General features: G+C 67.3%; 18 protein-coding genes. 7 read left to right on the plus strand and 11 right to left on the minus strand.

Translation table 11 applies throughout. The features are described 5' to 3' along the window. Positions 1-130: 130 nt before the first annotated feature. Positions 131-709, plus strand: coding sequence for a ribosome biogenesis factor YjgA (gene yjgA / locus J7396_RS06980; protein WP_209261215.1), 579 nt, complete (start codon positions 131-133; stop codon positions 707-709). Positions 710-965: 256 nt separating this feature from the next. Here the strand turns inward: yjgA and tldD are convergent, their stop codons facing one another. Then, positions 966-2,411 (minus strand): metalloprotease TldD, encoded by a 1,446-nt coding sequence (gene tldD, locus J7396_RS06985; RefSeq protein ID WP_209261216.1) that lies wholly within the window; start codon positions 2,409-2,411, stop codon positions 966-968. A gap of 98 nt (positions 2,412-2,509) precedes the next feature. Between tldD and J7396_RS06990 the strand changes: the two genes are divergently transcribed. Beyond that, positions 2,510-3,262, plus strand: coding sequence for a DUF6065 family protein (locus J7396_RS06990; RefSeq protein WP_209261217.1), 753 nt, complete (start codon positions 2,510-2,512; stop codon positions 3,260-3,262). 15 nt (positions 3,263-3,277) lie between these two features. Here J7396_RS06990 and J7396_RS06995 read toward each other — a convergent pair whose 3' ends face one another. From J7396_RS06995 to J7396_RS07005, 3 genes are all read right to left on the minus strand, one after another. After that, positions 3,278-7,198, minus strand: a complete 3,921-nt coding sequence (locus J7396_RS06995) for a YhdP family protein (RefSeq protein ID WP_209261218.1) — start codon at positions 7,196-7,198, stop codon at positions 3,278-3,280. 140 nt (positions 7,199-7,338) lie between these two features. Further along, a complete protein-coding gene (gene rng, locus J7396_RS07000) occupies positions 7,339-8,838 on the minus strand; it encodes a ribonuclease G (protein ID WP_011347997.1) in 1,500 nt (499 codons plus the stop codon). After that, positions 8,838-9,410, minus strand: coding sequence for a Maf-like protein (locus J7396_RS07005; RefSeq protein WP_011347998.1), 573 nt, complete (start codon positions 9,408-9,410; stop codon positions 8,838-8,840). The genes rng and J7396_RS07005 overlap by 1 nt, the downstream gene beginning before the upstream one ends. A gap of 138 nt (positions 9,411-9,548) precedes the next feature. On the opposite strand from J7396_RS07005, the gene J7396_RS07010 reads away from it, so the two are divergent. Then, positions 9,549-10,283 (plus strand): SIMPL domain-containing protein, encoded by a 735-nt coding sequence (locus tag J7396_RS07010; protein ID WP_008573166.1) that lies wholly within the window; start codon positions 9,549-9,551, stop codon positions 10,281-10,283. A 366-nt stretch (positions 10,284-10,649) separates the two neighbouring features. Beyond that, positions 10,650-11,255: an energy transducer TonB gene (locus J7396_RS07015; protein WP_209261406.1), complete on the plus strand. Its 606-nt coding sequence runs from the start codon at positions 10,650-10,652 to the stop codon at positions 11,253-11,255. A gap of 78 nt (positions 11,256-11,333) precedes the next feature. Here the strand turns inward: J7396_RS07015 and rlmH are convergent, their stop codons facing one another. Next, positions 11,334-11,804: a 23S rRNA (pseudouridine(1915)-N(3))-methyltransferase RlmH gene (gene rlmH / locus J7396_RS07020; RefSeq protein WP_031423404.1), complete on the minus strand. Its 471-nt coding sequence runs from the start codon at positions 11,802-11,804 to the stop codon at positions 11,334-11,336. A 121-nt stretch (positions 11,805-11,925) separates the two neighbouring features. Between rlmH and J7396_RS07025 the strand changes: the two genes are divergently transcribed. After that, positions 11,926-13,461, plus strand: coding sequence for an alkaline phosphatase PhoX (locus tag J7396_RS07025; protein WP_014090572.1), 1,536 nt, complete (start codon positions 11,926-11,928; stop codon positions 13,459-13,461). 157 nt (positions 13,462-13,618) lie between these two features. Here J7396_RS07025 and rsfS read toward each other — a convergent pair whose 3' ends face one another. From rsfS to J7396_RS07055, 6 genes are all read right to left on the minus strand, one after another. Further along, a complete protein-coding gene (rsfS, locus tag J7396_RS07030) occupies positions 13,619-14,032 on the minus strand; it encodes a ribosome silencing factor (protein ID WP_005912943.1) in 414 nt (137 codons plus the stop codon). Between the two features lie 56 nt (positions 14,033-14,088). Next, positions 14,089-14,958: a nicotinate-nucleotide adenylyltransferase gene (nadD, locus tag J7396_RS07035; RefSeq protein WP_209261219.1), complete on the minus strand. Its 870-nt coding sequence runs from the start codon at positions 14,956-14,958 to the stop codon at positions 14,089-14,091. Further along, positions 14,955-15,983 (minus strand): DNA polymerase III subunit delta, encoded by a 1,029-nt coding sequence (gene holA, locus J7396_RS07040; protein ID WP_014090574.1) that lies wholly within the window; start codon positions 15,981-15,983, stop codon positions 14,955-14,957. Before holA ends, nadD begins: the two co-directional genes overlap by 4 nt. Positions 15,984-16,005: 22 nt before the next feature. Further along, the gene (gene lptE / locus J7396_RS07045) at positions 16,006-16,650 is read right to left on the minus strand and encodes an LPS assembly lipoprotein LptE (RefSeq protein ID WP_008573172.1); all 645 of its coding nucleotides are present in this window, start codon (positions 16,648-16,650) and stop codon (positions 16,006-16,008) included. 556 nt (positions 16,651-17,206) lie between these two features. Then, positions 17,207-19,867, minus strand: coding sequence for a leucine--tRNA ligase (gene leuS / locus J7396_RS07050; RefSeq protein WP_209261220.1), 2,661 nt, complete (start codon positions 19,865-19,867; stop codon positions 17,207-17,209). A gap of 67 nt (positions 19,868-19,934) precedes the next feature. Continuing rightward, entirely contained in the window at positions 19,935-20,552 is a 618-nt protein-coding gene (locus tag J7396_RS07055; protein WP_008573173.1) for a DUF998 domain-containing protein, read from the minus strand. 206 nt (positions 20,553-20,758) lie between these two features. Between J7396_RS07055 and trxA the strand changes: the two genes are divergently transcribed. Then, entirely contained in the window at positions 20,759-21,616 is an 858-nt protein-coding gene (trxA, locus tag J7396_RS07060; RefSeq protein ID WP_029819793.1) for a thioredoxin, read from the plus strand. Between the two features lie 267 nt (positions 21,617-21,883). After that, positions 21,884-22,333 carry a DUF4442 domain-containing protein gene (locus J7396_RS07065; protein ID WP_014090578.1) on the plus strand — a complete coding sequence of 150 codons (450 nt, stop codon included), beginning with the start codon at positions 21,884-21,886 and terminating at the stop codon, positions 22,331-22,333. Positions 22,334-22,714 lie beyond the last annotated feature (381 nt).

A 22,714-nucleotide genomic window follows, 5' to 3' on the forward strand; every position in this document is an offset into this window, starting at 1 on the left:
CGCGGATCCGTCCGCGAAAGCCCGGCCATCCATGACCGGAATGTTTGAATTCGGTGCGGAGTTGTTCCGCCGACGCCCGGCCGTTCGAGGCCGCAGATGTTTATCAACCAAGTTTCGGGATGTGGTGGCAATGCGCGGACGCGATGAAGAGACCGGTGAATTTCGTGGCGCCAGCCGCAGCCAGCAGCGGCGCGAGGCGCTGGAGATTTTCGACCTGGGCGAAAAGCTGGTGGCGCTGACCCCGGCGCAGCTGGCCAAGTTGCCGGTGCCCGAATCGCTGATCCCGCATATCGAAGAGAGCAAGCGCATCACCTCGCATATTGCGCACAAGCGGCAGCTGGCGTTTCTGGCCAAGCACATGCGCCGCGAGGACGAGCAGACCCTGGCCGCGATCCGCGATGCGCTGGACGCCAACAGCGATACCGCGCGCCGCGAAGTGGCGGCGGTCCACCGGGTCGAACGCTGGCGCGAACGCCTGCTGGCCGAAGGCGACGTGGCGCTGGCCGAACTGCTGGAAGCCTACCCGGCCGCCGACCGCCAGCAACTGCGTCAACTGGTGCGCAACGCGATCCACGAACGTGCCAAGAACAAGCCGCCGCGCGCCTACCGCGAGCTGTTCCAGGTGCTGCGGGAGCTGTCTCAGGAGCAGGGATTGGAGGGTGGTGATCCGGGATTGGAAGACGACCAGGATCCGGGAGACGACGAATAGGACTTGGCGGCCGGAAGCGCGGAGTTGCTCAACCAGCGCCTCTGCCGCAGTCCACCGCGGCAGCATGCGTCCAACATCAGCAACCTGGATAGGCGACACCTGAGCACCTAGGACGCTATGCCTCTGTCCGGCTGCGCTTCCCGCTGCCCTGATCCCGATTCCCGGTATCAAGCCCGACGCAGCACAAGGCTCAGACACGCGATACCCCGCTCCCGCCGTTGCGATTCCCCATTGCCCAATCCCGATTCCCCGCATCTCAGGCCTGCGTTCCGCCAACCGTGATGCCGTCGATCAGCAGCGACGGCTGGCCGACGCCGACCGGCACGCTCTGCCCGTCCTTGCCGCACACGCCCACGCCTTCGTCCAGCGCCAGGTCGGTGCCGATCATGCGCACCTTCTGCATGGTTTCCGGGCCGTTGCCGATCAGGGTGGCGCCCTTGACCGGTGCGGTGACCTTGCCATCTTCGATCAGGTAGGCCTCGGTGGCCGAAAATACGTATTTGCCGCTGGTGATGTCGACCTGGCCGCCACCGAAGTTCACCGCGTAGATGCCCTTCTTGACCGAGCGGATCATCTCTTCCGGATCGTGCTGGCCGGCGCGCATGTAGGTGTTGGTCATGCGCGGCATGGTCAGGTGCGCGAACGATTCGCGGCGGCCGTTGCCGGTGGGCGCCACGCCCATCAGGCGCGCGTTGTGGCTGTCCTGCATATAGCCCACCAGCACGCCGTCTTCGATCAGCGTGGTGCACTGGCTGGGCGTGCCTTCGTCGTCGATATTGAGCGAGCCGCGGCGCCCGTCCAGGGTGCCGTCATCGACAATGGTCACGCCCGGCGAGGCCACGCGCTCGCCGATGCGGCCGGCGTAGACGCTGGTGCCCTTGCGGTTGAAGTCGCCTTCCAGGCCATGCCCCACCGCCTCGTGCAACAGCACGCCGGGCCAGCCCGGACCGAGCACCACCGGCATCACCCCAGCCGGCGCCGGGATCGCGTCCAGATTCACCAGCGCCTGGCGCAGCGCTTCGCGCGCAAACCCTTCCGGGCGGCCGTCGGCGAACAGTTCGGCATAGCCATAGCGGCCGCCGCCGCCGGAATAACCGGATTCGCGCCGGCCGCCCTGTTCGACGATCACCTGCACGTTCAAGCGCACCAGCGGCCGCACGTCTGCTGCCAGCACGCCGTCGCTGCGGGCGATCAGCACCGTGTCCACGCCGCCGGACAGGCTCACCATCACCTGCTTGACGCGCGGGTCGGCAGCGCGCAGGAACTGGTCGATTCGGCGCAGCAGGTCCACCTTGGTGGCGCTGTCCATGTCGTCGATGGGATCGGTGGCCGGGTACAGCGCACGGCCATTGCCGCGTACCAGCGCGCGGGTGGATTGCGCCCCGCCCTCGCGCGAGATCGCGCGCGCGGACTGTGCCGCTTCCAGCAGCGCATCGCGGTGGATGTCGTCGGAATAGGCGAAGCCGGTTTTTTCGCCGGCGATTGCGCGCACGCCCACGCCTTGTTCGATGGAATGCGCGCCGTCCTTGACGATGCCGTCTTCTACGCTCCAGCTCTCGCGCCGCGAATGCTGGAAATACAGATCGCCGAAGTCGATGCCCGGGCCCAGCAGGGCGCCGAAGGTGCGGTCGAGATGGCCGGCGTCCAGGCCGGAAGGAAGCAGCAGCCGGGTTTCGGCCAGAGTGAGAGCGTTATCGGTCATGTGGTCAGGATGGGGCCCGCGCGCCGGGGAGACAAGTCGTTCGGCTGAACATGCGCGCGGCTATCATCGCTGGCCAGTTCTTCACCGATCGCCCGCGCATGAAGCTCATCGCCTACGTCCTGGATGGCCATACGCTGGACATCCGCCCTGCCCCGCACGAGCGCGCGTGGATGGATGCCACCGACCAGCGCTACGCCTACCGCTGCCTGCCGCTGGCGATCGCCAATGCGCATGGCTGGGAGCTGCTGTGCCAGTCCGGTTTCGAGGCCAGTTGGGACGGCAGCGACGCACTGGCGGCGATCAGCATCAGCGCCGATGCCAACACGCAGGCACCGGCGATCAGCCACTTCGGCTATGGCGTGCTGACCTTCCACGTACCGTGCCTGTTCCGCACCGACACCGGCATCGACCTGTTCGTCACCGGTCCATTGAACCGGCCCAAGGACGGCATCGGCGCGCTGAGCGGCATGGTGGAAACCGACTGGAGCCCGCACACCTTCACCATGAACTGGCGCTTCACCCGGCCCGGGCGGGTGCGCTTCGAGGCGGGCGAACCGTTCTGTCATCTGTTCCCGCTGCAGCGGCAGTTGATCGAGCAGGTGCAGCCGCAGTGGAAGCCGCTTTCCGAAGCGCCGCAGCTGGCGCAGCAACACGCCGACTGGACATCCAGCCGCACGCGCTTTCTCGAGGACCTGCCCGATGCGCAATCGGCGGCGGCACGCGAAAAATGGCAGCGTGGCTATTTTCTTGGTGTGGCCGCACCTGGGCAGCCGCCAGTGCCGGGACATCGGTCGCGACTGCGCCTGCCGATGTTTACCCGTGCCGGCAGCGAGGACGCGCCCGCAGAGTGAGGCCGACGGAGTCCGTCAGCGCTGCGTCGGATCTGCCTTGCCGGACCTGCCGGAGGGGGCGGCCGGTTTGCTCGGCGCCCGCTCGCGCGCCTCGCGCTCCACCACGTCCACCTGCGGGTCTTTCCATGGCCCGGTGACGTGATAGGTCTTGGCACCGATCGCACCCAGCGGTTTGCCGAGCACCGCGTTGGCCGCTGCGCCGACGGCGGCCCCCACCGGGCCGCCGGCCACTGCGCCGACCACGGTCAGCAGGTTGCCGGCCTTGGGGTTCACGTCCACGGTCTGGTCGAAGGTCTGCGCGCGCAGGTCGGTCTGGCCTCGGATCGCGATGTCGGCAGCCGGGCCTTCGATGCGGATGGCATCGGTCCGCGCGAAGCCCTCGCCGAAGCGCACCTCGCCGGCCAGCTTGTTGAAGGCCAGCCCCTTGGAGAAGAAATCGCGGAAGTCGAACATCAACCGGCGTGGCAGCTGCGCCACGCTCAGCAGACCGAGCACGCGGCCGGCGCCCGGGTCCACTTCCAGCAATTGGCCATTGCGCACATCGACCTTGAGGTTGCCGTCCAGCGAGCCGAGCGCGAAACCGGTTGGTGAGCCCTGCCAGCCGGCATTGAGCTCCAGTTGCCCTTCGCCGCCGCGCAATTGGCCGCCCAGGGTGAGGTTCTGCAGCAGATTGCCCAGGTTGCGGCTGTCCACGCGCGCCGACAACCGCGTGCTGGCCGCCTCGCCCTTGCCGCGCCAGGCCCCGGTGAGGCCGATGTTCTGATCGTCCGAGCGCAGTTGCAGCTGATCCACCTGCATGCCATCGGTGAGCCGGCTACTGCGCAGGGTGGCCGCACCGAAGGTCATCTTGCCGATCTGCAGATCGTCGATATCCAGCGCCAGCGGCGGGATCGACACCGGGTCGAATTCGGCCACGGCACGACGCGCGGGCTCCGGCAACGCGCCTGCCAATGGGTCGCCGGGCTCTGGCGCGGCCGGCTCGGCAGGCGCCTCCACCGGCTGCCAGTGCACGGTCTTCAACGTGCCCTGCACCGTTGCGCCGTCGGCATTGGGAACGGTGAGCTGGCCGGCCAGCGAGGGGCCGTCCAGCGTCACCGCCACCGTGTCGCGGGTGGGGCGCAGCCGCAGACGCGTCTGCGGGAACACCCCACCGATCATCAGCAACCGGTCTGCCTGCACATCCACCTGCTGCAACGGCATCGGGTCTTTGGTGGGCACGGCCGGCTGGCCGGGCAACGGTGGCATGTCGGCGTCGCCGCTGCTGCCGCGCGCCAGGCTGATCCAGTCGATCGCATCCAGCGAGGCGGCGCGGCCGGTGACCACCAGCCCGTTGGCGGGTGGCCGTTCGGTGACGGTATCGGTGCCCATCACCACACGCACGCCGGTCTGCGCGCCATGGCTGCTGGCCTTGAGCGCCACCAGCTTGCCGAACCCCACATCGATGTCGCCATCGCCCAGCGGCAGCGCGACCCTGACCCGGGTGTCCAATGGCTCGCTGGCTGCCTTGTCCAACGGCGCGGGCAGATCCAGCGTGGTGCCGACCAGATTGGAGCGCAGCGTCAGCACCGCATTCGCATCGGTCTGCCCCGGCGGCGGCAGCGGCACATCCACGCCCACCTGCCAGGGCGCACTGCCATGCACGTACGGGCGCAGCCATTCCATCTGGGGTGCACGGTCGAACAGTTCCCTGGCATCCAGGGTGGCGCCCAGACGTGCTTCGAAAGCTTGCCTGGGGTCCTGCACCAACCCGCCGGCGCGCAACGACAATTCGCCGCTGCGGCCTTCGTGCTGCACGCTCAGCCGCTCGGCGGCAAAGCCGGTGTCGCGATACTCGGCCTGCCCGCTGACCTGGTCGAAGGCCAGGTCCCAACGCGCGTCGGCCAGCTTGGCGCCCTGCAGGGCCACCGTGCCCTGCAGATGGCCGCCGGCACCGTGCGTCCGCAAGGGGCGCAGCAGGTCGAAGGTCACCGCGGCCGGCCCGGACACGGTGAGATTGCGCAAGGTGTCGCCATAGCGCCGCTCCAGCGGACTCTTGCGCAACATGCCGAGCAGTTGCGCCGCATCGGCCTGCGTGGCGGCGCGCACGTACAGTTCGGAGGTGGCAAAGCTGGGAATACCCGCTTCCAGCTGCGCGACCGGGGTACCGGCCAGATCACCCTGCCCCTGCAGCGAGAAGCCGTTGCCGATGAAGCTCAGGTTGGCCTGGACCTGCTCCATCGCCGGCCAGTCCGGCTGGAAGCGGATCACGCCATCGCGGATCTGCCCGAACGCTTCGAAGCGCCCGTCGTTGTTGTCGAACGGCCAATCGTCCAGATCGCCGCTGACCAGGCCAGTGCCGCCGGTGACGGTGCCGCCGGCCACGGCCATGTCGAGCCAGTCGATGGCGGCCTCGCTCATCTTGGAGCGGATCCAGAACTTGCGCGCCACCGGCAGCGCCACATCGTCCAGTTGGGCCGCCAGCTGCATGCGCGGGCGGCTGCCATCGCCCTGGAACCACAGCCCGCCACGCACGTTGGCGCCGTAATCCTTGCCCTGCACGCGCAACGCCGGAGTGGCGACCTGCCAGCCCGCGCCTTCGCGCCAACCGACGATCTTGCCGGCCAGCTGGATCTCGTGCACCACGCCGAAGCCGGTCGGCCAATCGAAACGCAGCGTGGCGTCGGGCGCGGGGTCCAGCTCGACGCCCTGCGCATCGCCATCGAGGGTGCCGCGCAGGCCACTGATGCCGGGCGCATTGCCCACCGGCAGAAATCCCAACGCTTCGATCTGGCCCCGCGCGCGCAGCGCGCCGCCTGGCTCGCCGGCGACCTGCAGGTCGGCCACGCGCAGCTGCGGTTTGGACAGGCTCAGCCAACGCCGCAAAGCGGGCGACAACTGCTCGCTCAAGGCGGCAGCTGCGATCAGGCCCGAGACATCCACATGCTTGCCCACCACCGCATAGCGGCGCCCGCCGGCAATGCTCAGCCCGTCCAGGTGCTGCAGTTGCGCTGCCGGGCCCAGGCGCAGCAGCGGCGCGTCCACGCGCCAGCCGCCATCGATGGTCTGCCAGCGCGCACGCGCCTGCAGCCGTTCCCAGGTGAGCGTGCGCCGCGCGGTCTCGTCCGGCAGCGCGGCCCCGGACAGGCGGAGCTGCTGCAGGTCGACATCCACGCTCACTGCAGCGATCCGGCGTGCGCGCAATTGCGCCCAGGCCTGCAAGCGCCCACCACCGCCCTCCACGCGCATTCCGCCGAACTGCAGCAACGACGCCCATGCGGACAGGTCGGCCGGATCGGCTTGCACATAAGCGCTGCCGTCGCCGCTGTCGCGATCGAATTCCAGCACCGCCGTCAGCGGCGCGCGCTTGAGATCGATCCAGCTACGGCTGCCCACCTTCACCGTCGAGCCGCTGACGCGCAGGCGCAGGTCGATGCGCGGCAGCGTGGTGTCCAGGCCGATCGAGGGCGCGGCCACGTGCAGTCGGGCTTCGGCCAGCTGGATCTCGCCCAGCCGGCGCAGCGCATCCAACGGATCGGAGTTTCCGCCGCCGGGCATGCCCTGGACCGACCACACACCGTCGTCGCTGCGCTGCAAGGTCAGCGCCAGGCCGCGCAGCCGTATTTCGGTCAGCGAATGGCCCGGCAGCAACCCGGCGTACATCGCCAACAGCACCTCGGCCTGGCCGACGCGCACCTCGCCGTGCGGACCGATACGCAGCCCATCCAGCCGCAGCAGCGGACCGCGCCGGGTCCATTCGGTCTGCAGCCGGTCGAACGCAATCGGCTGACCGGCACGCTGACTCAGCCACTGCGCAATCTGCTGCGGGTGTTCCTCGGCCAACGGCAGCGCCTGGCTGGCCGCGCCCACCAACAACGCGACCGCCACCAGCGCAAGCGCGCAGGCAGTGATCGCATAGCGGCGAAACAGACGAAGACGGCGGCGCAGCGGGGTGGGCATCAGGAGCGGGGATTGGGCATTGGGCATTCGGGATTGGTTACAGCGTGTCCAAGCACGGTAACGTCAACGCTCCTGCTGGCCGCACATCATGACGGGGCCGGCTTTTACAAATCCCCAATCCCGATTCCCCATTCCCGGACTCACAGCAGCACCACATCGAACTGCTCCTGCAGGTACTGGTCGTCGGACTGGAAGCGGATGCTCTTGCCGAGGAACTCTTCCAGTTCGGCCACGGCGGCGGACTCTTCCTCGGTGATGCGGGCGACCACTTTCGACGAGGCGATCACCAACAGGCGCGCGGCATCGAACTGGCGCACGGCGCGGGTGATCTCGCGGAAAATTTCGTAGGTCACCGTTTCGGCGGTCTTGATGGTGCCGCGCCCGCCGCACTGGCCGCAGGTTTCCGAGAGCTGGCGCTCCAGGCTTTCGACGGTGCGCTTGCGGGTCATCTCCACCAGGCCCAACGGCGAGAACTCATACACCGTGGTCTTGGCATGATCGCGCGCCAGCGCTTTTTCCAGGGTGCGCAGCACCTGCCGGCGGTGCTCCGCATCGTCCATGTCGATGAAGTCGATGATGATGATGCCGCCCAGGTTGCGCAGGCGCAGTTGCCGCGCCACCGCCTGCGCGGCTTCCAGGTTGGTGCGGAAGACGGTTTCTTCGAGGTTGCGCTGACCGACGAACGAGCCGGTATTGACGTCGATGGTGGTCATCGCCTCGGTCTGGTCGATCACCAGATAGCCGCCGGATTTGAGCGGCACCTGCTTGTTCAGCGCGCGCCCGATCTCGTCTTCGACCCCGTACAGGTCGAAGATCGGGCGGTCGCCGGTGTACAGCTCCAGCCGCTCGGCCAGCACCGGCATGTACTTGGCCACGAACGCCTGCAATTGCACGAAGGTCTCGTTGGAATCGACCTTGACCTTTTCCACGTCGCGGCGGATCAGGTCGCGCACCGCGCGCAGCGGCAGGCTCAGGTCTTCGTAGATGATGCTGCACGGCGGCGCTTCGCGGCCGCGGCGCTCGACCACGTTCCAGACCCGCGACAGGTAGGCGATGTCCTCGGCCAGCGCCTCGGCCGGCTGGCCTTCGGCATTGGTGCGGATGATGTAGCCGAAGCCGCCATGCTGGGCCGAGACCTCGCTGACGATGGTCTTCAGGCGCAGCCGCTCGGCTTCGTCTTCGATGCGCGCCGACACCCCAACCACCTTGGACTGCGGCAGCAGCACCAGATAGCGCGAAGGGATGCTGATCTGCGTGGTCAACCGCGCACCCTTGGTGCCGATCGGATCCTTGACCACCTGCACCACGATCTCCTGGCCGTCGCGCAGCAGCTCCACGATCGGCACCGAGGCCGGCGGCGGCGGCGGGATCGGGGTTTCTTCGGTATCGACCACGCTGGCTGGTGCCGGTGCCAGACGGACCACGTCGTTGGCGTGCAGGAACGCGGCACGCTCCAGCCCCACTTCGACGAAGGCAGCCTGCATGCCCGGCATCACCCGCTGCACCTTGCCCTTGTAGATATTGCCCACCACGCCCCGGCGCCAGCCGCGCTCGATGTGCAGTTCCTGCAGCATGCCGTTCTCGATCACCGCCACACGGGTCTCGCGCGGGGTGACGTTGACCAAAATCTCTTCCGACATCAATGCGCTCCGAAGGCTGTGAGCAACTGCGAGGTGTGGTACAGCGGCAATCCCATCACGCCGGAATAGCTTCCGGACAGATGGCGGATGAAGCGTTCGGCGCGGCCCTGGATCGCGTAGGCGCCAGCCTTGCCCATCGGCTCGCCGCAGGCGGCGTAGGCGGCGATCTGCGCATCATCGAGCGTGTCGAAGGTAACCTCCGACACCACCAATGCCTGGGCCGGCGCGCGCTGTGCGCAGACTAGAACCACCGCCGTGAGCACCTGGTGGGTGCGACCGGACAACGCGCGCAGCATGGCAACGGCATCGTCCACATCGACCGGTTTGCCGAACACCCGCTCGCCCAGCACCACCTCGGTATCGGAGCCCAGCACGATGGCGTCGGGGTCGGCGGCCTGTACCAGCGCCAGCCCGGCATGCGCCTTCTCCAACGCAACGCGCTGCACGTACTGGTCGGGCGATTCGTCGGCTGCGCGCAGCTCGGGCACATCCAGTTGCAGCGTCTGGAACGGCACATCCAGGCGTTGCAGGAGTTCTTGTCGGCGCGGCGAACGGGAAGCGAGATAGAGCATCCGTCCAGCATACCTGTTGCCCGCACTCGCCCGCTTGCCTGGTGAACGCACACACCGTTGCCGACGGCGTGGCCGTGCTCGACTCACAACATATTCATCGACCTGCCAACACGCTCGCCACACAGACAAGGAGATCTCATGCGTACCCATCTCAAGCCGTTGTTGCTGGCCCTGTCCATCGCTGCCGGAACCGCCATGACTGCCCACGCCCAACCCGCGTCCAGCTACACCATTCCCAGCGACGGCACCCTGCTCAACGTCTCGGCCGAGGCCGAAGCCAAGCGTGTGCCGGACATCGCCACGCTGTCTGCCGGGGTGGTCACCCAGGCCGCCGACGGCAACGCCGCCATGCGCCAGAACGCCGAACAGATGAGCAAGGTCATGGCCGCGGTCAAAGCTGCCGGCATCGCCGACAAAGACGTACAGACCAGCGGCATCAATCTGAGCCCGCAGTACACCTACAAGGAAAACGAAGCGCCCAAGATCAACGGCTACCAGGCCAGCAACACGGTCAGCCTCAAGGTGCGCGACATCACCCGCCTGGGCAAGGTGCTCGACGCCCTGGTCGCGCAAGGCGCCAACGACATCAACGGCCCCAGCTTTTCGATCGACCAGCCCGAGCCGGTCTACGACGAAGCCCGCGTTGCCGCACTGAAGAAGGCCCAGGCGCGCGCCGAAACTTACGCCAAGTCGCTGGGGCTGAAGGTGCGCCGCATCGTCAGCATTTCCGAAGGCCGCAGCGGCGGCGCAGTCCGCCCGATGATGATGGCCGCCTCGATGCGCTCGGCAAAGGCCGAGATGGACACCCCGGTCGCCCCCGGCGAGAGCACCTTGTCGATCAACCTGGATGTGACGTTCGAGCTGGGGCGTTGACCTGACCGCAACCGCGTTCGGTTTGCTTTGCAGACTGCCCTCCTCGAGGGCAGTTTTTTTTATGGCCAAGCCAAAATTTTTGTTGCCTCCTCTTGCGATGGCAACGCCCCGTTTCCGACACGAGTCAGGCGCGCCAAATGTGTGCGGATCGATGCGATCGGGGCGAATCGACCAGCCGACCTCCAGCGCTTCGAAATCGCTTGTGCCCGCGCAGAGGTCGCGGTAAACCTACGCCACCGGATGGTGATGTGCGTCCGGCTCGCGCTGGTCCTTTCCGCAGTTCCGTTCTGGAGGTGGATGATGGTTCGCACGCAATCGCAGGTTTCTTCCCGTCCCCTTGGCATCGACCCCTCGCGCGTTCTGGCGATGAGCACGGCCGTGGCATTGCACCTGCTGGCCGGCGGGTTGTTGCTGATTCCGCTCTCGCACCGGGCCATTCCGCAGCAGACCGCGCCAAAAGAGCGTTGGCTCATGCCGGTCAGCATCCCGACGCCGCCACCGCCGCTGGTATTTCCAGTCGAAGTAAAGTTCACGCCGAAAACGCATTCACCGACCAAGACGCTGCCGGTGCCGGTACAGACCCCGGTGGTCAGTGAACCCTCCGTTGTCGACAGCGCACCGGCTGCCGTTGCCGCAACCGTCTCCGACGCTGTTGCAGACAGCGCTCCGACAACCACCACACCCAGCGGCCCGGTCGAAGCAGGGCAATTGCAGTATCTGAGTTCGCCCGCGCCGAGCTATCCGGCGGCTGCACTGCGTGCAGGGCAGCAAGGCACGGTGGTGCTGCGCGTACTGGTTGGCACCGATGGGCGTCCGGCCGAAGTGAGCGTGCAGACCAGCAGCGGCCATCGCGTGCTCGACCTGGCCGCGCGTAGCCAGGTGCTGCGCAGCTGGCGCTTCCAGCCGGCGATGCAGAACGGCCAGGCCGTGCAGGCCTATGGTCTGGTGCCGGTGAGCTTCTCGCTGAACTAAGTGGCGACTGGATGCGGCGGCCTGCAACCGCAGCCGCCGCATCGATGTGGCTCTGCACACCAGTTCCGTTAGGCGCTCTTATGCGCGGTGATACGGATGGTTGGCCAGCATCGCCGCGGCGCGATACAGCTGCTCGGCGACGATCAGGCGCACCAGCATGTGCGGCAGGGTGAGCGGGCCGATCGACCAGCTTTCGCTGGCGCTCTTGAGCACCTCCGCCGCGTGGCCTTCCGGCCCGCCGATGAGAAACGCCAGGTCGCGGCCCTGTCCGCGCCAATGCTCCATGCGCTGGGCGAGCTGTTCGGAACTGAGCGGGCGCCCGGGGACATCAAGCGCCACCACGTAGGCATTTTTTGGCAGCGCCGAGAGCACGCGACGGCCTTCGTCGTCGGTCGCGCGCTGCGCATCGCGGCCCTTGCCGCGCAGGCCGGGCTCGATCTCGACCAGCTCCAGCGGCATCCAGTGCGAAAGACGTTTTTGATATTCGGCAAAACCTTGCGCCACCCAGCTTGGTGCGCGCTCGCCGGTAGCGATGAGTCGGCATTTCATGACCACATGATATCCGCGTCACAGCCCGGGCAGCCCGCGGCGATTTGTCACCGCGTGTCATGGTGTGGTTACAGCTGGCAATTAGTGTCGCTCGACCACCCAGCCACGCAGGAGTCGTTCGATGCCGATTTTCGATCCCGCCCGCCGCCAGGTTCTCAAGGGCAGTGCTGCCGTCATGGCCGCCGGCGCCCTTGGCAGCTTGAGCGCGCTGCAGTCGCGCCAAGCCCAGGCCGCCACCTCGCCTTCCACGCAGCTTGCACCGGTCCCGAGCCGGTACGGCCCGCTCGCCCCGGTCGCCGACCAGAGCACCGGTTTGCCGCTGCTGCAGCTGCCACAGGGTTTCAGCTATCGCTCGTTCGGCTGGAGCGGCGACCGCATGGACGACGGCCAGCCCTGCCCCGACCGCCACGACGGCATGGCCGTGGTCGGCCTGCGCCGACCCGACTGGCGCCCCGGTAGCGACCCGCTACGCGGTCTGGAATATGTGCTGATCCGCAACCACGAACGCGGCGCAGGCAACCCGTTCCGCGCCCCGGCGATGTACGACACCGGCATCGTCAGCGGCACCCAGCAGGCCGGCGGCGGCACCACCACGCTCAGTTACGGCCGGCGCGGCTGGGGCAGCCTGGAGCCGAGCCTGGGCGGCACGCTGGTCAACTGCGCCGGTGGCCCCACGCCGTGGGGCACCTGGCTGAGCTGCGAAGAGATCAAGACCAATGCGGTCTCCAGCACCGGCCGCAAGCATGGCTATGTGTTCGAGGTGGACCCGGACAGCCACCGCACCACCGGCCGCCCGCTGGTGGGCCTGGGCCGTTTCAGCCATGAAGCGGTGGCGATCGATCCGCGCACCGGCATCGTCTATCTCACCGAAGACGACCGCAACAAGGCCGGCCTGTACCGCTTCATCCCCAACGACCGCCGCGGCCGCAATGGCTCGCTGGAAAACGGCGGGCGATTGCAAGCCGCGCGCGTGCGCGGGCGCCGCAATGCCGATCTCACCGTGGCCAGCATCGGCCAGCAATTCCAGCTGGAATGGGTGGATATCTCCGAGCCCGACCTGGACAGCATCGCTGCGCCGGCCGGCTTTGCCGATATCGGCGCCAACGACACCCTGAGCGGCCCGTTCGCGCAGGCCTGGGCCGATGGCGCGCTGCGCATGAGCCGCGGCGAAGGCATCTGGTACAGCTACGGCAAGATGTTCATCGTCGACACCAGCACCGGCGTGGATGCGCAGGGGCGCCGTGGTTACGGCAACGGTGCGGTGTGGGTGCTGGACCTGTTTACCCAACGCCTGAGCGCGCTGTTCGTCAGCGGCAATCAGCTGGCTGCGCACAACCCGGATAACGTGACGGTGAGTGCGCGCGGCGGCGTGGTGTTGTGCGAAGACGGCGGCGAAAGCCCGGACCAATACGGCCCCGGCGCGCGTCTGCTCGGGCTGACGCGCAACGGCGCCTCGTTCTATCTGGCCAAGAACAACGTGCAGCTGACCTCGCAGCAGATTGCCGATGCCGGCAAGACGATCGCCGAAGGCGACTACCGCGACACCGAGTTCTGCGGCGCGTGCTGGGACCCGTTGGCGCGCACCTTGTTCGTCAACATCCAGACGCCGGGCATTACCCTGGCCATCACCGGGCCGTGGGAACGCGGACCGCTGTAAGCGCGTGGCGCTGCGCACCTGCGGTATGCATGTCCCGAACAGCGCGTGGCCAAGGAATGCACGACGCCGACCGATTGCGCAGCGAACGCCCCACACAACAACGGCGCCCAAGGGCGCCGTTGTTGTCTCTGCGCGCCTGCGGCGCACCTGCGCAGACTCAGCGCAGTTCGTCGGACTCGTCTTCGTCGGACGGGCGTTGATCGCCCACGGTCCACAGACGCTCCAGTGCATAGAACTCGCGCACGCGCGGCAGCATCACATGCACCACCACATCGCCCAGATCGACCAGCACCCATTCGGCTTCGCGCTCGCCTTCCACGCCCAGCGGCATCACGTCCAGACGCTTGGCGAACTTGACCACTTCGTCGGCGATCGATTTGACGTGGCGGGTCGAGGTGCCGGAGACCACCACCATGTAGTCGCAGACGCTGGACTTGCCGCGCACATCGATCTCGACCACGTCCTTGGCCTTGAGTTCTTCGACAGCCTCGCGCACGGTAGCCAACAGGGCCGGCACGGACGGCGGCGGGTTCGGAAGGGAGGTCTTGATGACTTGGGCTTGGCTGGTCAAAGCGGCAACTCGATGGAATTGGCGTGAATTATAGGCCGGTCCGGCAGCACGCGTGTTCAGGTAGCCGGGCGGACGCTGCGGTACAGGCCTTCACGCTGGATCATTGCGGCCACCGGGGGCGGCACCAGACGCTGCCATTGCGCGCCGGTGGCGATGCGTGACCGCACCGCACTGGCCGATTCGCCGCGCAGTGGCTGATGCAGCAAATACAGGCGGCCGGCCGGCGCGCCGACCAGCTCGTCCGCGCGTGCGACCCAGCGGCCCTGCACCATCGCGGCCAGCTGCGGTGCGTCGGCCAACGCCAAGGGTGCGCCCGGACGGGCGGCAACCACGAAATGCGCCAGCCCGAACAACGCCTCCCACCGATGCCAATGGTGCAGCCCCACGAAGGCATCGGCGCCGAGCAACCAGGCGATCGGCGCCGCAGGGCCAAGTTCGGCACGCAGCTCGCGCAAGGTATCGACCGTGTAGGACGGCGCATCGCACTGCGCGGCGCGCTGCAGTTCGCGGGTATCCAGTTGCAGGCCTGGAGAGTTGGCCAGCGCCAGTTGCAGCATCTGCGCACGCTGCGCAGCGGTGGCACCGGGTGCAGGGCGATGCGGCGGGTCGGCCGCCGGCACCAGTTGCACGCACGCGCCCAGTTCGTCGCGCGCCGCGCAGGCGATGGCCAGATGGCCCAGGTGGATCGGGTCGAAGGTGCCGCCGTAGTAAAGATGGAGCTGGGAATCGGGGTTCGGGATTCGGGAATCGGAAGAGCCGGGGTCTGCAACGTGGTCGGGATGGGAGTGTTGCTGTTCCTGCGATCCGGAAGAGCTGCTTGCAGGGCTGGCCTGCGCAAGCTGGTCGGAATGGGCTCGCTGCCGGTCACCCTGCCCTTCCCGGCTCCCCGGTCCCGGGTCCCGGGTTCCGGCGTCCCTGGCCTTCACGCCAACAATCTCACCGCGCGGGCTTCGGCCACGGCCACCAGCAGGCGTTCCAGACCAACCCAGGCGTCGCCGTCGGCGCGGCCCTTGGCCATGCGATCGACCAGCCCGGCTTCGGCGACGAAGCGTTCCCAGCGGTGCGGTTCGGGGTGACGCTGCAGCGCGCGCTTGAAGGGCGCCTGGCGCGATTCCCACAGCCCTTGCGCCTTCATTTCGGCAGCCAGGTTGCCGCCGTTGGCCTGCACCTTCGCCAGTGACGCGGTGCGCAGCAGCTCCTTGATCAGGATCGGCATCAGCGCGGCGACCGCCTCGCCTTCGCCGCGCAGGCCGGCAAGCATGCGGATCACCGCGGCCGGCTGCCCGGACAACGTGGTTTCGGCCAGCCGGAACACGTCGTAGCGTGCGGCATCGGCCACCAGCGATTCCATCGCCTCCAGATCCAGCGTCTTGCCGTCGGCCAACAGGGCGAGCTTGTCGATTTCCTGCGCGGCGGCGAGCAGGTTGCCTTCCACCCGCTCGCTCAGGCGCTGCACGGCAGCGGCATCGGCGCGCAGGCCGTGCGCGCGCAGGCGGCGCTCGATCCAGTCGGACAGTTCGTGCGGTTTGATCGCCCAGGCCACCGCGATGGTGCCGATGCGACCGACCGCCTCCGCCCACTTGCCGTGATGCGCCTTGCTCCAGTCGTTGGCGGTGATCAGCAGCACCACGTCCGGCGGCGGGTTGGCGCAGAAGCGGGTGATGACCTCGGCCCCGTCCTTGCCGGGCTTGCCGCTGGGCAGGCGCACTTCGACCAGGCGGCGCGGACTGAACAGGCTGGGCGCATTGAAGCTGGCGTCAAGCTGGTTCCAGTCGAACTCGCGGCCATCGGCATCGAAAACTTCGCGTTCGCCGATGCCTTCGGCGCGCGCGCGTGCGCGCACCGCATCGGCGGCCTCAAGCACACGCAAGGTCTCGGGGCCGGCGATCAGATACACCGGCTGCAAGGGCTGGCTGGACTGGCCGGCCAGCTGCTCTGGGCGAAGTTCCATCACCGAAAACGCGGGGCGCGGCTCAGTTGCCCGACGTGGGCGCGGGCGGCAACGAGGCCGGCACGCTGGATTCGGGTGTCGTGGTCGGCTGCGCTGGCGCCGTCGGGGCCGGCGGCAATGGCGCGGTCGGCGTGCTCTCCAGACCTTCGCCGCGCTGCAGGCGTGCCCGCACCACGCTGTCGATACGACGCAGGATCGAGGCCGACATGTCCTTGCGCAGTTCGTCGGCAAGGATTTCGCGCTCGGTTGCCGTACCGGTGGCATCCACCGGTGGCGACACGTAGTCGCGCGAGAGCTCGATCACCTGCTGCGGCACCAGCACCGAGCCATTGGCGGTGGTGACGGTGAAAATGGCCGCGTAGCGCAGGCTGTATTCCTGTGCACGGCCCTGGCTGTCGATGGCGATCGGCAGATCGCCCCAACGCTCGGACAACACCTGCAACTGCGCAAAGCCGGTCTTGGCATCCTCGTCGGCCAGCGTGGCGCCGGAGGCCTTGAGACCCCGCCGCAACAGCTTGGCCAACTCGCTGTACTGCACGGCGGACTGCACCTTCACCGCCGGTGTGTCGGGCGGCAACGCCAGCGAATTGCGCAAATGGAAGCCGCAGGCGGTGAGGCTCGAGACGAGCACGAGGGACGCAGCGAAGGCAGTAGGAAATCGAATCATGGGCACAGTCTGGATGAGCGCCCCGGCGGCGGCAACAGGCGGCTAGCCTGCCCGAGACCGCGTGAACGGGGCTTGAGAGGACGCCGCGAAACACTGCGGCGCCCCAGGAATGAAAAAACGCGCGTCGCCACGCGCCAGTGAAACGCATCGTCGGCAACCACTGCCAAAACTCTACCCACGCGTCGTGCGCGCCAGTGAAATGCGGTGTCGAAAACGAAAGCAGTGCCCACGTAAGCCACGCCACGCGCCGACGCGGTGATTTGCCTGAAAACCCAGCAGCACGTCGTCACGCACCGATGGAATGGTCGCCCAAGACACCTGGCGCTTCTCGCCGATCGGCCTCGCCTTTTCGTGTTGTCGCGCGCCCATGCCATGCATCGCAAGATCCATCGTAGCAGCACATCCGCACATCGCACGCCGGTGCAGTGAGCGGCAGCTGCAACGTTACCCACGCACCTGACCGCATTGGACGTCCCCGCCACCGTGCAAGCGCGTTGCCACGCCGATCCGGCGCACTGCCCGGACCGGCGAGGGCAACCCGCCGGACCAGCACGGCTTAGCCGGCGACGATGTTCACGATCTTGCCCGGCACGATGATGATCTTGCGCACGCTCAGGCCTTCGAGGAACTTGGCGGCGTTCGGCTCGGCCTGCGCCAGCGCTTCGATCTGTTCGCGGGTCGCATCGGCAGCGACGTCGATCGTGCCGCGCAACTTGCCGTTGATCTGCACTGCCAGTGTCAATGCATCGCGCACCAGCGCGCTGGCATCGGCCTGCGGGAACGCCACGTTTTCCAGCAGTGTCTCGCCCCGGCCCAGGACCTGCCACAACGCGTGGCTGGCGTGCGGGGTGATCGGATTGAGCAGCAGCACCATCGCCTCCAGCGCTTCCTGGCGCACCGCGCGGCCCTGTTCGCTGGCGTCGTCGAACTTGGCCAGCGCGTTGGACAGTTCCATCACTGCGGCAATGGCGGTGTTGAAGCTGTGGCGGCGGCCATAGTCGTCGCTGACCTTGCCGATGGTTTCGTGGGTCTTGCGGCGGATCGCTTTCTGCTCGGCGCTCAACGCAGCAAACATCACGACCTTGGTCAACTTATCGACTTCGACAATGCCCTCGTCCACGTGCTTGTGCACCTGCACCCACAGCCGGCGCATGAAGCGCGCCATGCCATCGACGCCGGCCTCGTTCCACTCCAGCGACTGCTCCGGCGGTGCGGCAAACATCGAGAACAGCCGCACGGTGTCGGCGCCGTACTTGGCCACCATCGACTGCGGATCCACGCCGTTGTTCTTGGACTTGGACATCTTCTCGGTGCCGCCGATGTGCACCGGCTGGCCGTCGGCGATCAGCACCGCACCGGTGACGCGGCCACGCTCGTCGCGCTGGATTTCCACGTCGGCCGGGTTGATCCAGTCCTTGCCGCCGTTGTCGGCATCGCGATAGAAGGTCTCGGCGATGACCATGCCCTGGGTGAGCAGGTTGGTCACCGGCTCGTCGCTGTCCACCAGCCGCGCGTCGCGCATGAGCTTGTGATAGAAGCGGAAGTACATCAGGTGCAGGATCGCGTGCTCGATGCCGCCCACGTACAGGTCGGCCGGCATCCAGTAATTGGCGCGGCGGTCGACCATGTCGCGTGCGTTGGGGCTGGTATAGCGCGCCACGTACCAGCTCGATTCCATGAAGGTGTCGAAGGTGTCGGTCTCGCGCTCGGCCGGGCCGCCGCAGTCCGGGCAGGTGGTCTGGCGCCAGCTCGGGTCGGTCTTGATCGGCGAACCGGTGCCGGAAAATTCCACGTTCTCCGGCAGCACCACCGGCAGTTGATCTTCCGGCACCGGCACCGCGCCGCACTTGGCGCAATAGATCACCGGAATCGGGCAGCCCCAATAACGCTGACGGCTCACGCCCCAGTCACGCAGGCGGTAATTGACCCGACGCTGGCCCTGGCCCTTGCGCTCGAAGCGCTCGGCCAGTGCTTCGAAGGCACCGCCGAAATCCAGTCCATCGAACTCGGCCGAATTGATCAGCTCCAGCTCGCGGCTCTTGTCGGTGTACCAATCGCGCCAGTGGGTGGCGTCCCAGGTCTGCTCTTCTTCGTTGCGCGGCTCGCGCAGCTTGACCACCTGCACGATCGGCAGGCCGTACTTGTTGGCGAACTCGAAATCGCGCTGGTCGTGGCCCGGAACGGCCATCACCGCGCCGGTGCCGTAGCCCATCAGCACGAAGTTGGCCACCCACACCGGCACCTGCTCGCCGCTGATCGGGTGGACCGCGGTCAGGCCAGTGGCCATGCCGCGTTTTTCCTGGGTTTCCAGCTCGGCTTCGGAGACGCCGCCATGCTTGAGCGTTTCCAGCAGCGCGGCCAGTTCCGGGTTGGACTTGGCGGCATGCAACGCCAGCGGATGCTCGGCGGCGATCGACACGAAGGTCACGCCCATCAGCGTGTCCGGGCGGGTGGTGAACACGCGCAGCGGGTCCAGCGGTGCGCCGTCGATGTCGCGCACGTCGAACTGGATTTCCAGCCCTTCCGAGCGGCCGATCCAGTTGCGCTGCATGGTCTTGACCGAATCCGGCCAACCATCCAGTTGATCCAGGCCGTCCAGCAGCTCCTGGGCGTAATCGGTGATGCGCAGGAACCACTGCGGGATCTCGCGCTTTTCCACCAGCGCGCCGGAGCGCCAGCCGCGGCCGTCGATGACCTGCTCGTTGGCCAGCACGGTCTGGTCGATCGGGTCCCAGTTCACCACCGCGTTGCGGCGGTAGGCCAGGCCCTTGCGCATCAACCGGGTGAACATGCGCTGCTCGTGCACGTAATAGTCCGGCGTGCAGGTGGCGAACTCGCGCGACCAGTCGATGGCGTAGCCCAGCGATTTCAGCTGCGCGCGCATGTGCTCGATGTTGGCGTAGGTCCACTTGGCCGGCGCGGTCTTGTTCTTGATGGCGGCGTTTTCGGCCGGCAACCCGAACGCATCCCAGCCCATCGGCTGGAGCACGTTATGGCCGGTCATGCGCTTGTAGCGGCTGACCACGTCGGAGATGGTGTAGTTGCGCACATGGCCCATGTGCAGCGCCCCGGACGGGTACGGCAGCATCGACAGGCAATAGAACTTGGGTTTCTCCGAGTTCTCGTCGACCTGGAAGGCGCGGGTGGCATCCCAGAACTGCTGGGCGGAGGTTTCGACCTGCTGCGGGTCGTAGACGTTCGGTTCGACGGTGGACATTGGGAGCGGATGCTCGGGCGGTGCAAAGCGGTACAGGGTACCGCAGTGCAGCAGGTGGACCAAACCGTTACCGCAGCGCGGCCGGCTTCGGCGGCCAGATCCAGCCCGCCACCGCCAGCCAGCCGACCCAGGCCAGGAACGCCAGCCGTTGCGCAATGGCCTGGCGCACCAGGCCCGGCGGGCCGAACGCCAGCACTGCCACCAGCAATCCGGCCGCCAGGCTCAACCAGGCCAGCCTGCGGGTCGTGGCATCGTTGAGCAGCGCGGCGGCAATCAACAACATGCCGGGCACGAACGCCACGGCCCACAACAACCAGGCGGTGGCATGGGCCTGGCTGGCACGGCCATCCAGATCGGTGGGATCCAGCGGCAGCATGCCCATGCCCAGGAAGGCCAGGCCGGCCAGCACGATCAACTGTCCGCCCACGCGCAGACTCCAGCTGGCCTTGGGCGGCATGCGCGCCAGCAGGCTGACCCCGGTGGCCATGCCCAGCGCGCCCACCAGCACGAAGGCGACCAGATTGAAGCCCAGCGCATGCGGCACGCCCTGCGCGCCCAACAGCGCCACCGGATGGCTGGCCTGCAGATAGCCCGGCAGCGTGACGCCGAAACCGGCCAGCGCCAGTACGAAAACCGTTGCCGCGATCAGGCCCATGTAGCGCTGCGCGCGCTCGGTGGTTGCCATTGGCTTGCTCCAACACGGGGCGCGACGCGCCGCCAGAACGCGGCATTGTCGTGCCGGTCGGGCGCGGCGTGAACCCCTGACGCTGCCACGGCCATGCGGAAGGCGCCCGAACCGGGCACGTGAGCGCCTCATTGCGGCTGGGCTTGTGTCAGCCGCGTTTGCCACCATTACCTCCCATTGTTGCCGCACTTAACTTCTGGAAGCCCATGTCCGACAAGCCGCATGTATTCGATGCCACCACCGACACCTTCGAGACCGAGGTCCTGCAGAAATCGTTGACGACACCGGTCCTGGTGGACTTCTGGGCCACCTGGTGCGGCCCCTGCAAGTCGCTGACGCCGATCCTGGAAAAGCTGGCCGGCGAGTACAACGGTGCGTTCGAGCTGGGCAAGGTCGACGTGGACAAGGAACAGCAGATCGCTGCGGCGTTCCAGATCCGCTCGGTGCCGACGGTCTTCCTGGTCAAGGGTGGGGAGATCGTCGACGGCTTCCCCGGCGCGATGCCGGAAGGCCAGGTGCGCGAATTCCTGACCCAGCACGGCGTGCTGCCGGCCGAGCCGCAGGTGGCAGAAGACGTGCCGCTGGCGCCGCTCGACCCGCAGGCGCAGGCCGCGGCGCTGCGTGAAGCGGTCGCCGCCGAACCGGACAAGGACGAACTCAAGCTGGACCTGGCGCTGGCGCTGCTCAAGACCGGCGACACCGCCGAGGCCGAGCAGTTGATCGATGCCCTGCCCGCCAACCTGGCCACCGACGACCGCGCGGTGCGCGCCAAGGCGCGGCTGAGCTTTGCCAACGTTCTCAAGGACGCCCCGGACGCCGGCACCCTGCAGGCTGCCGTGGATGCCAACAGCGCCGACCTGCGCGCACGGCACCTGCTCGGCGTGCGCCATCTGCTCGACGGCAACGACGAAGCGGCGCTGGAGCAGTTCCTGGAAATGCTGCGGCAGGACCGCAGCTTCGACGACAACCTGCCGCGCCGTAGCCTGATCGATGCCTTCCGCGTGATCGAGGACGAAGATCTGGTCGGCCGCTATCGTCGCAAGATGTCGGCGCTGGTGTTTTAAGCCCCAGCGTTGACGTGCGACACCTGCGCTGAGTTGAGGCGGTCACCCGATCGCCCTGCTCACCGCAGGATGCGCGCCGGGCCTGTGCCCGGCGTGTTGCGTTCGGGGGCCTGCATGGCTTTTTGACCCGGGCCAACGACCATGACGACACCAGCTCGCGGTCAGCAGCAACGGACGGACGCCGTGCCGACCACGCGCAGCCGGCTTAATCCATACGCATGCGAATGTTATGCTGCGCACTTTCCCTTGGCAAGGAAACAGGCCCGCATGCGCGCATCGCTGTTCAAGTTAGGCATCAATCTGTGGCCGCCATTTTTGTTTGCCGGCATCCACGTCACCGTGCTCTCGGCCGACTACCGTTTTGCGCGGGTGGAGCTGCGCCAGCGCCCATGGAATCGCAACTATGTCGGCACCCATTTCGGCGGCAGCCTGTTTGCGATGACCGACCCGTTCTGGATGCTGCTGACCATGCACAACCTGGGCCGCGAATATTACGTGTGGGACAAGGCCGGCAGCATCGAATTCGTCAAGCCCGGGCGCGGCACGGTAACGGCGGATTTCGTCATCGACGACAGCGTGCTGGCGCAATTGCGCCAGGCCACTGCAAACGGCGAGAAACATCTGCGCTGGTTCGAGAACACGGTCTACAACCGCGACGGCGAAGTGGTCGCACATGTCCGCAAGCAGCTCTACGTCAAACGCAAACCCGCACGCTGAGGATGACGGCAGTGACGCTGCCACGCCAGCCGATACGGCGATGCATGTTTCGCTCGACTCGCCGCCCACGCAACGGATGATGGCAGAGCGAAACAGCTGCACGCCCTCCTGACCAGGCGCTAATGCCGCAGCAGCAAACGCGCAGGCGCTTTGCCGTAGGCGCAACGCGAGTGTCGCCACCGCAACCGCAAGCGTGCCGCCCGTTGCTGCAGTTGTCGCGCAACGCGCATCTGTTTTGTATCAGGCCATGGGCGCATTGACTTGGAACCCGTTGCTCACTGACAAGCCTGCGTTCTGGCATGCAGGTAACGCCGGGCTGACGCAAGCGCCACGGCCGCAGCCCTGGCTGCAACTCGTAGCGCGTGCGTTTGGTTATGGCAA

It is taken from the genome of Xanthomonas sp. A1809 (assembly GCF_017746015.1).
GTDB classification, from domain to species: domain Bacteria; phylum Pseudomonadota; class Gammaproteobacteria; order Xanthomonadales; family Xanthomonadaceae; genus Xanthomonas; species Xanthomonas euvesicatoria.

What these genes read in the sequence shown, in the direction of transcription:
- yjgA (WP_209261215.1), top strand. Translation starts at nt 131, where the DNA reads ATGCGCGGACGCGATGAAGAGACCGGTGAATTTCGTGGCGCCAGCCGC.
- J7396_RS07025 (WP_014090572.1), top strand. Translation starts at nt 11,926, where the DNA reads ATGCCGATTTTCGATCCCGCCCGCCGCCAGGTTCTCAAGGGCAGTGCT.
- J7396_RS07055 (WP_008573173.1), bottom strand. Translation starts at nt 20,552, where the DNA reads ATGGCAACCACCGAGCGCGCGCAGCGCTACATGGGCCTGATCGCGGCA.
- lptE (WP_008573172.1), bottom strand. Translation starts at nt 16,650, where the DNA reads ATGATTCGATTTCCTACTGCCTTCGCTGCGTCCCTCGTGCTCGTCTCG.
- tldD (WP_209261216.1), bottom strand. Translation starts at nt 2,411, where the DNA reads ATGACCGATAACGCTCTCACTCTGGCCGAAACCCGGCTGCTGCTTCCT.
- J7396_RS06995 (WP_209261218.1), bottom strand. Translation starts at nt 7,198, where the DNA reads ATGCCCACCCCGCTGCGCCGCCGTCTTCGTCTGTTTCGCCGCTATGCG.
- J7396_RS07005 (WP_011347998.1), bottom strand. Translation starts at nt 9,410, where the DNA reads ATGCTCTATCTCGCTTCCCGTTCGCCGCGCCGACAAGAACTCCTGCAA.
- holA (WP_014090574.1), bottom strand. Translation starts at nt 15,983, where the DNA reads ATGGAACTTCGCCCAGAGCAGCTGGCCGGCCAGTCCAGCCAGCCCTTG.
- rlmH (WP_031423404.1), bottom strand. Translation starts at nt 11,804, where the DNA reads ATGAAATGCCGACTCATCGCTACCGGCGAGCGCGCACCAAGCTGGGTG.
- trxA (WP_029819793.1), top strand. Translation starts at nt 20,759, where the DNA reads ATGTCCGACAAGCCGCATGTATTCGATGCCACCACCGACACCTTCGAG.
- J7396_RS07015 (WP_209261406.1), top strand. Translation starts at nt 10,650, where the DNA reads ATGAGCACGGCCGTGGCATTGCACCTGCTGGCCGGCGGGTTGTTGCTG.
- J7396_RS06990 (WP_209261217.1), top strand. Translation starts at nt 2,510, where the DNA reads ATGAAGCTCATCGCCTACGTCCTGGATGGCCATACGCTGGACATCCGC.
- leuS (WP_209261220.1), bottom strand. Translation starts at nt 19,867, where the DNA reads ATGTCCACCGTCGAACCGAACGTCTACGACCCGCAGCAGGTCGAAACC.
- J7396_RS07065 (WP_014090578.1), top strand. Translation starts at nt 21,884, where the DNA reads ATGCGCGCATCGCTGTTCAAGTTAGGCATCAATCTGTGGCCGCCATTT.
- J7396_RS07010 (WP_008573166.1), top strand. Translation starts at nt 9,549, where the DNA reads ATGCGTACCCATCTCAAGCCGTTGTTGCTGGCCCTGTCCATCGCTGCC.
- rng (WP_011347997.1), bottom strand. Translation starts at nt 8,838, where the DNA reads ATGTCGGAAGAGATTTTGGTCAACGTCACCCCGCGCGAGACCCGTGTG.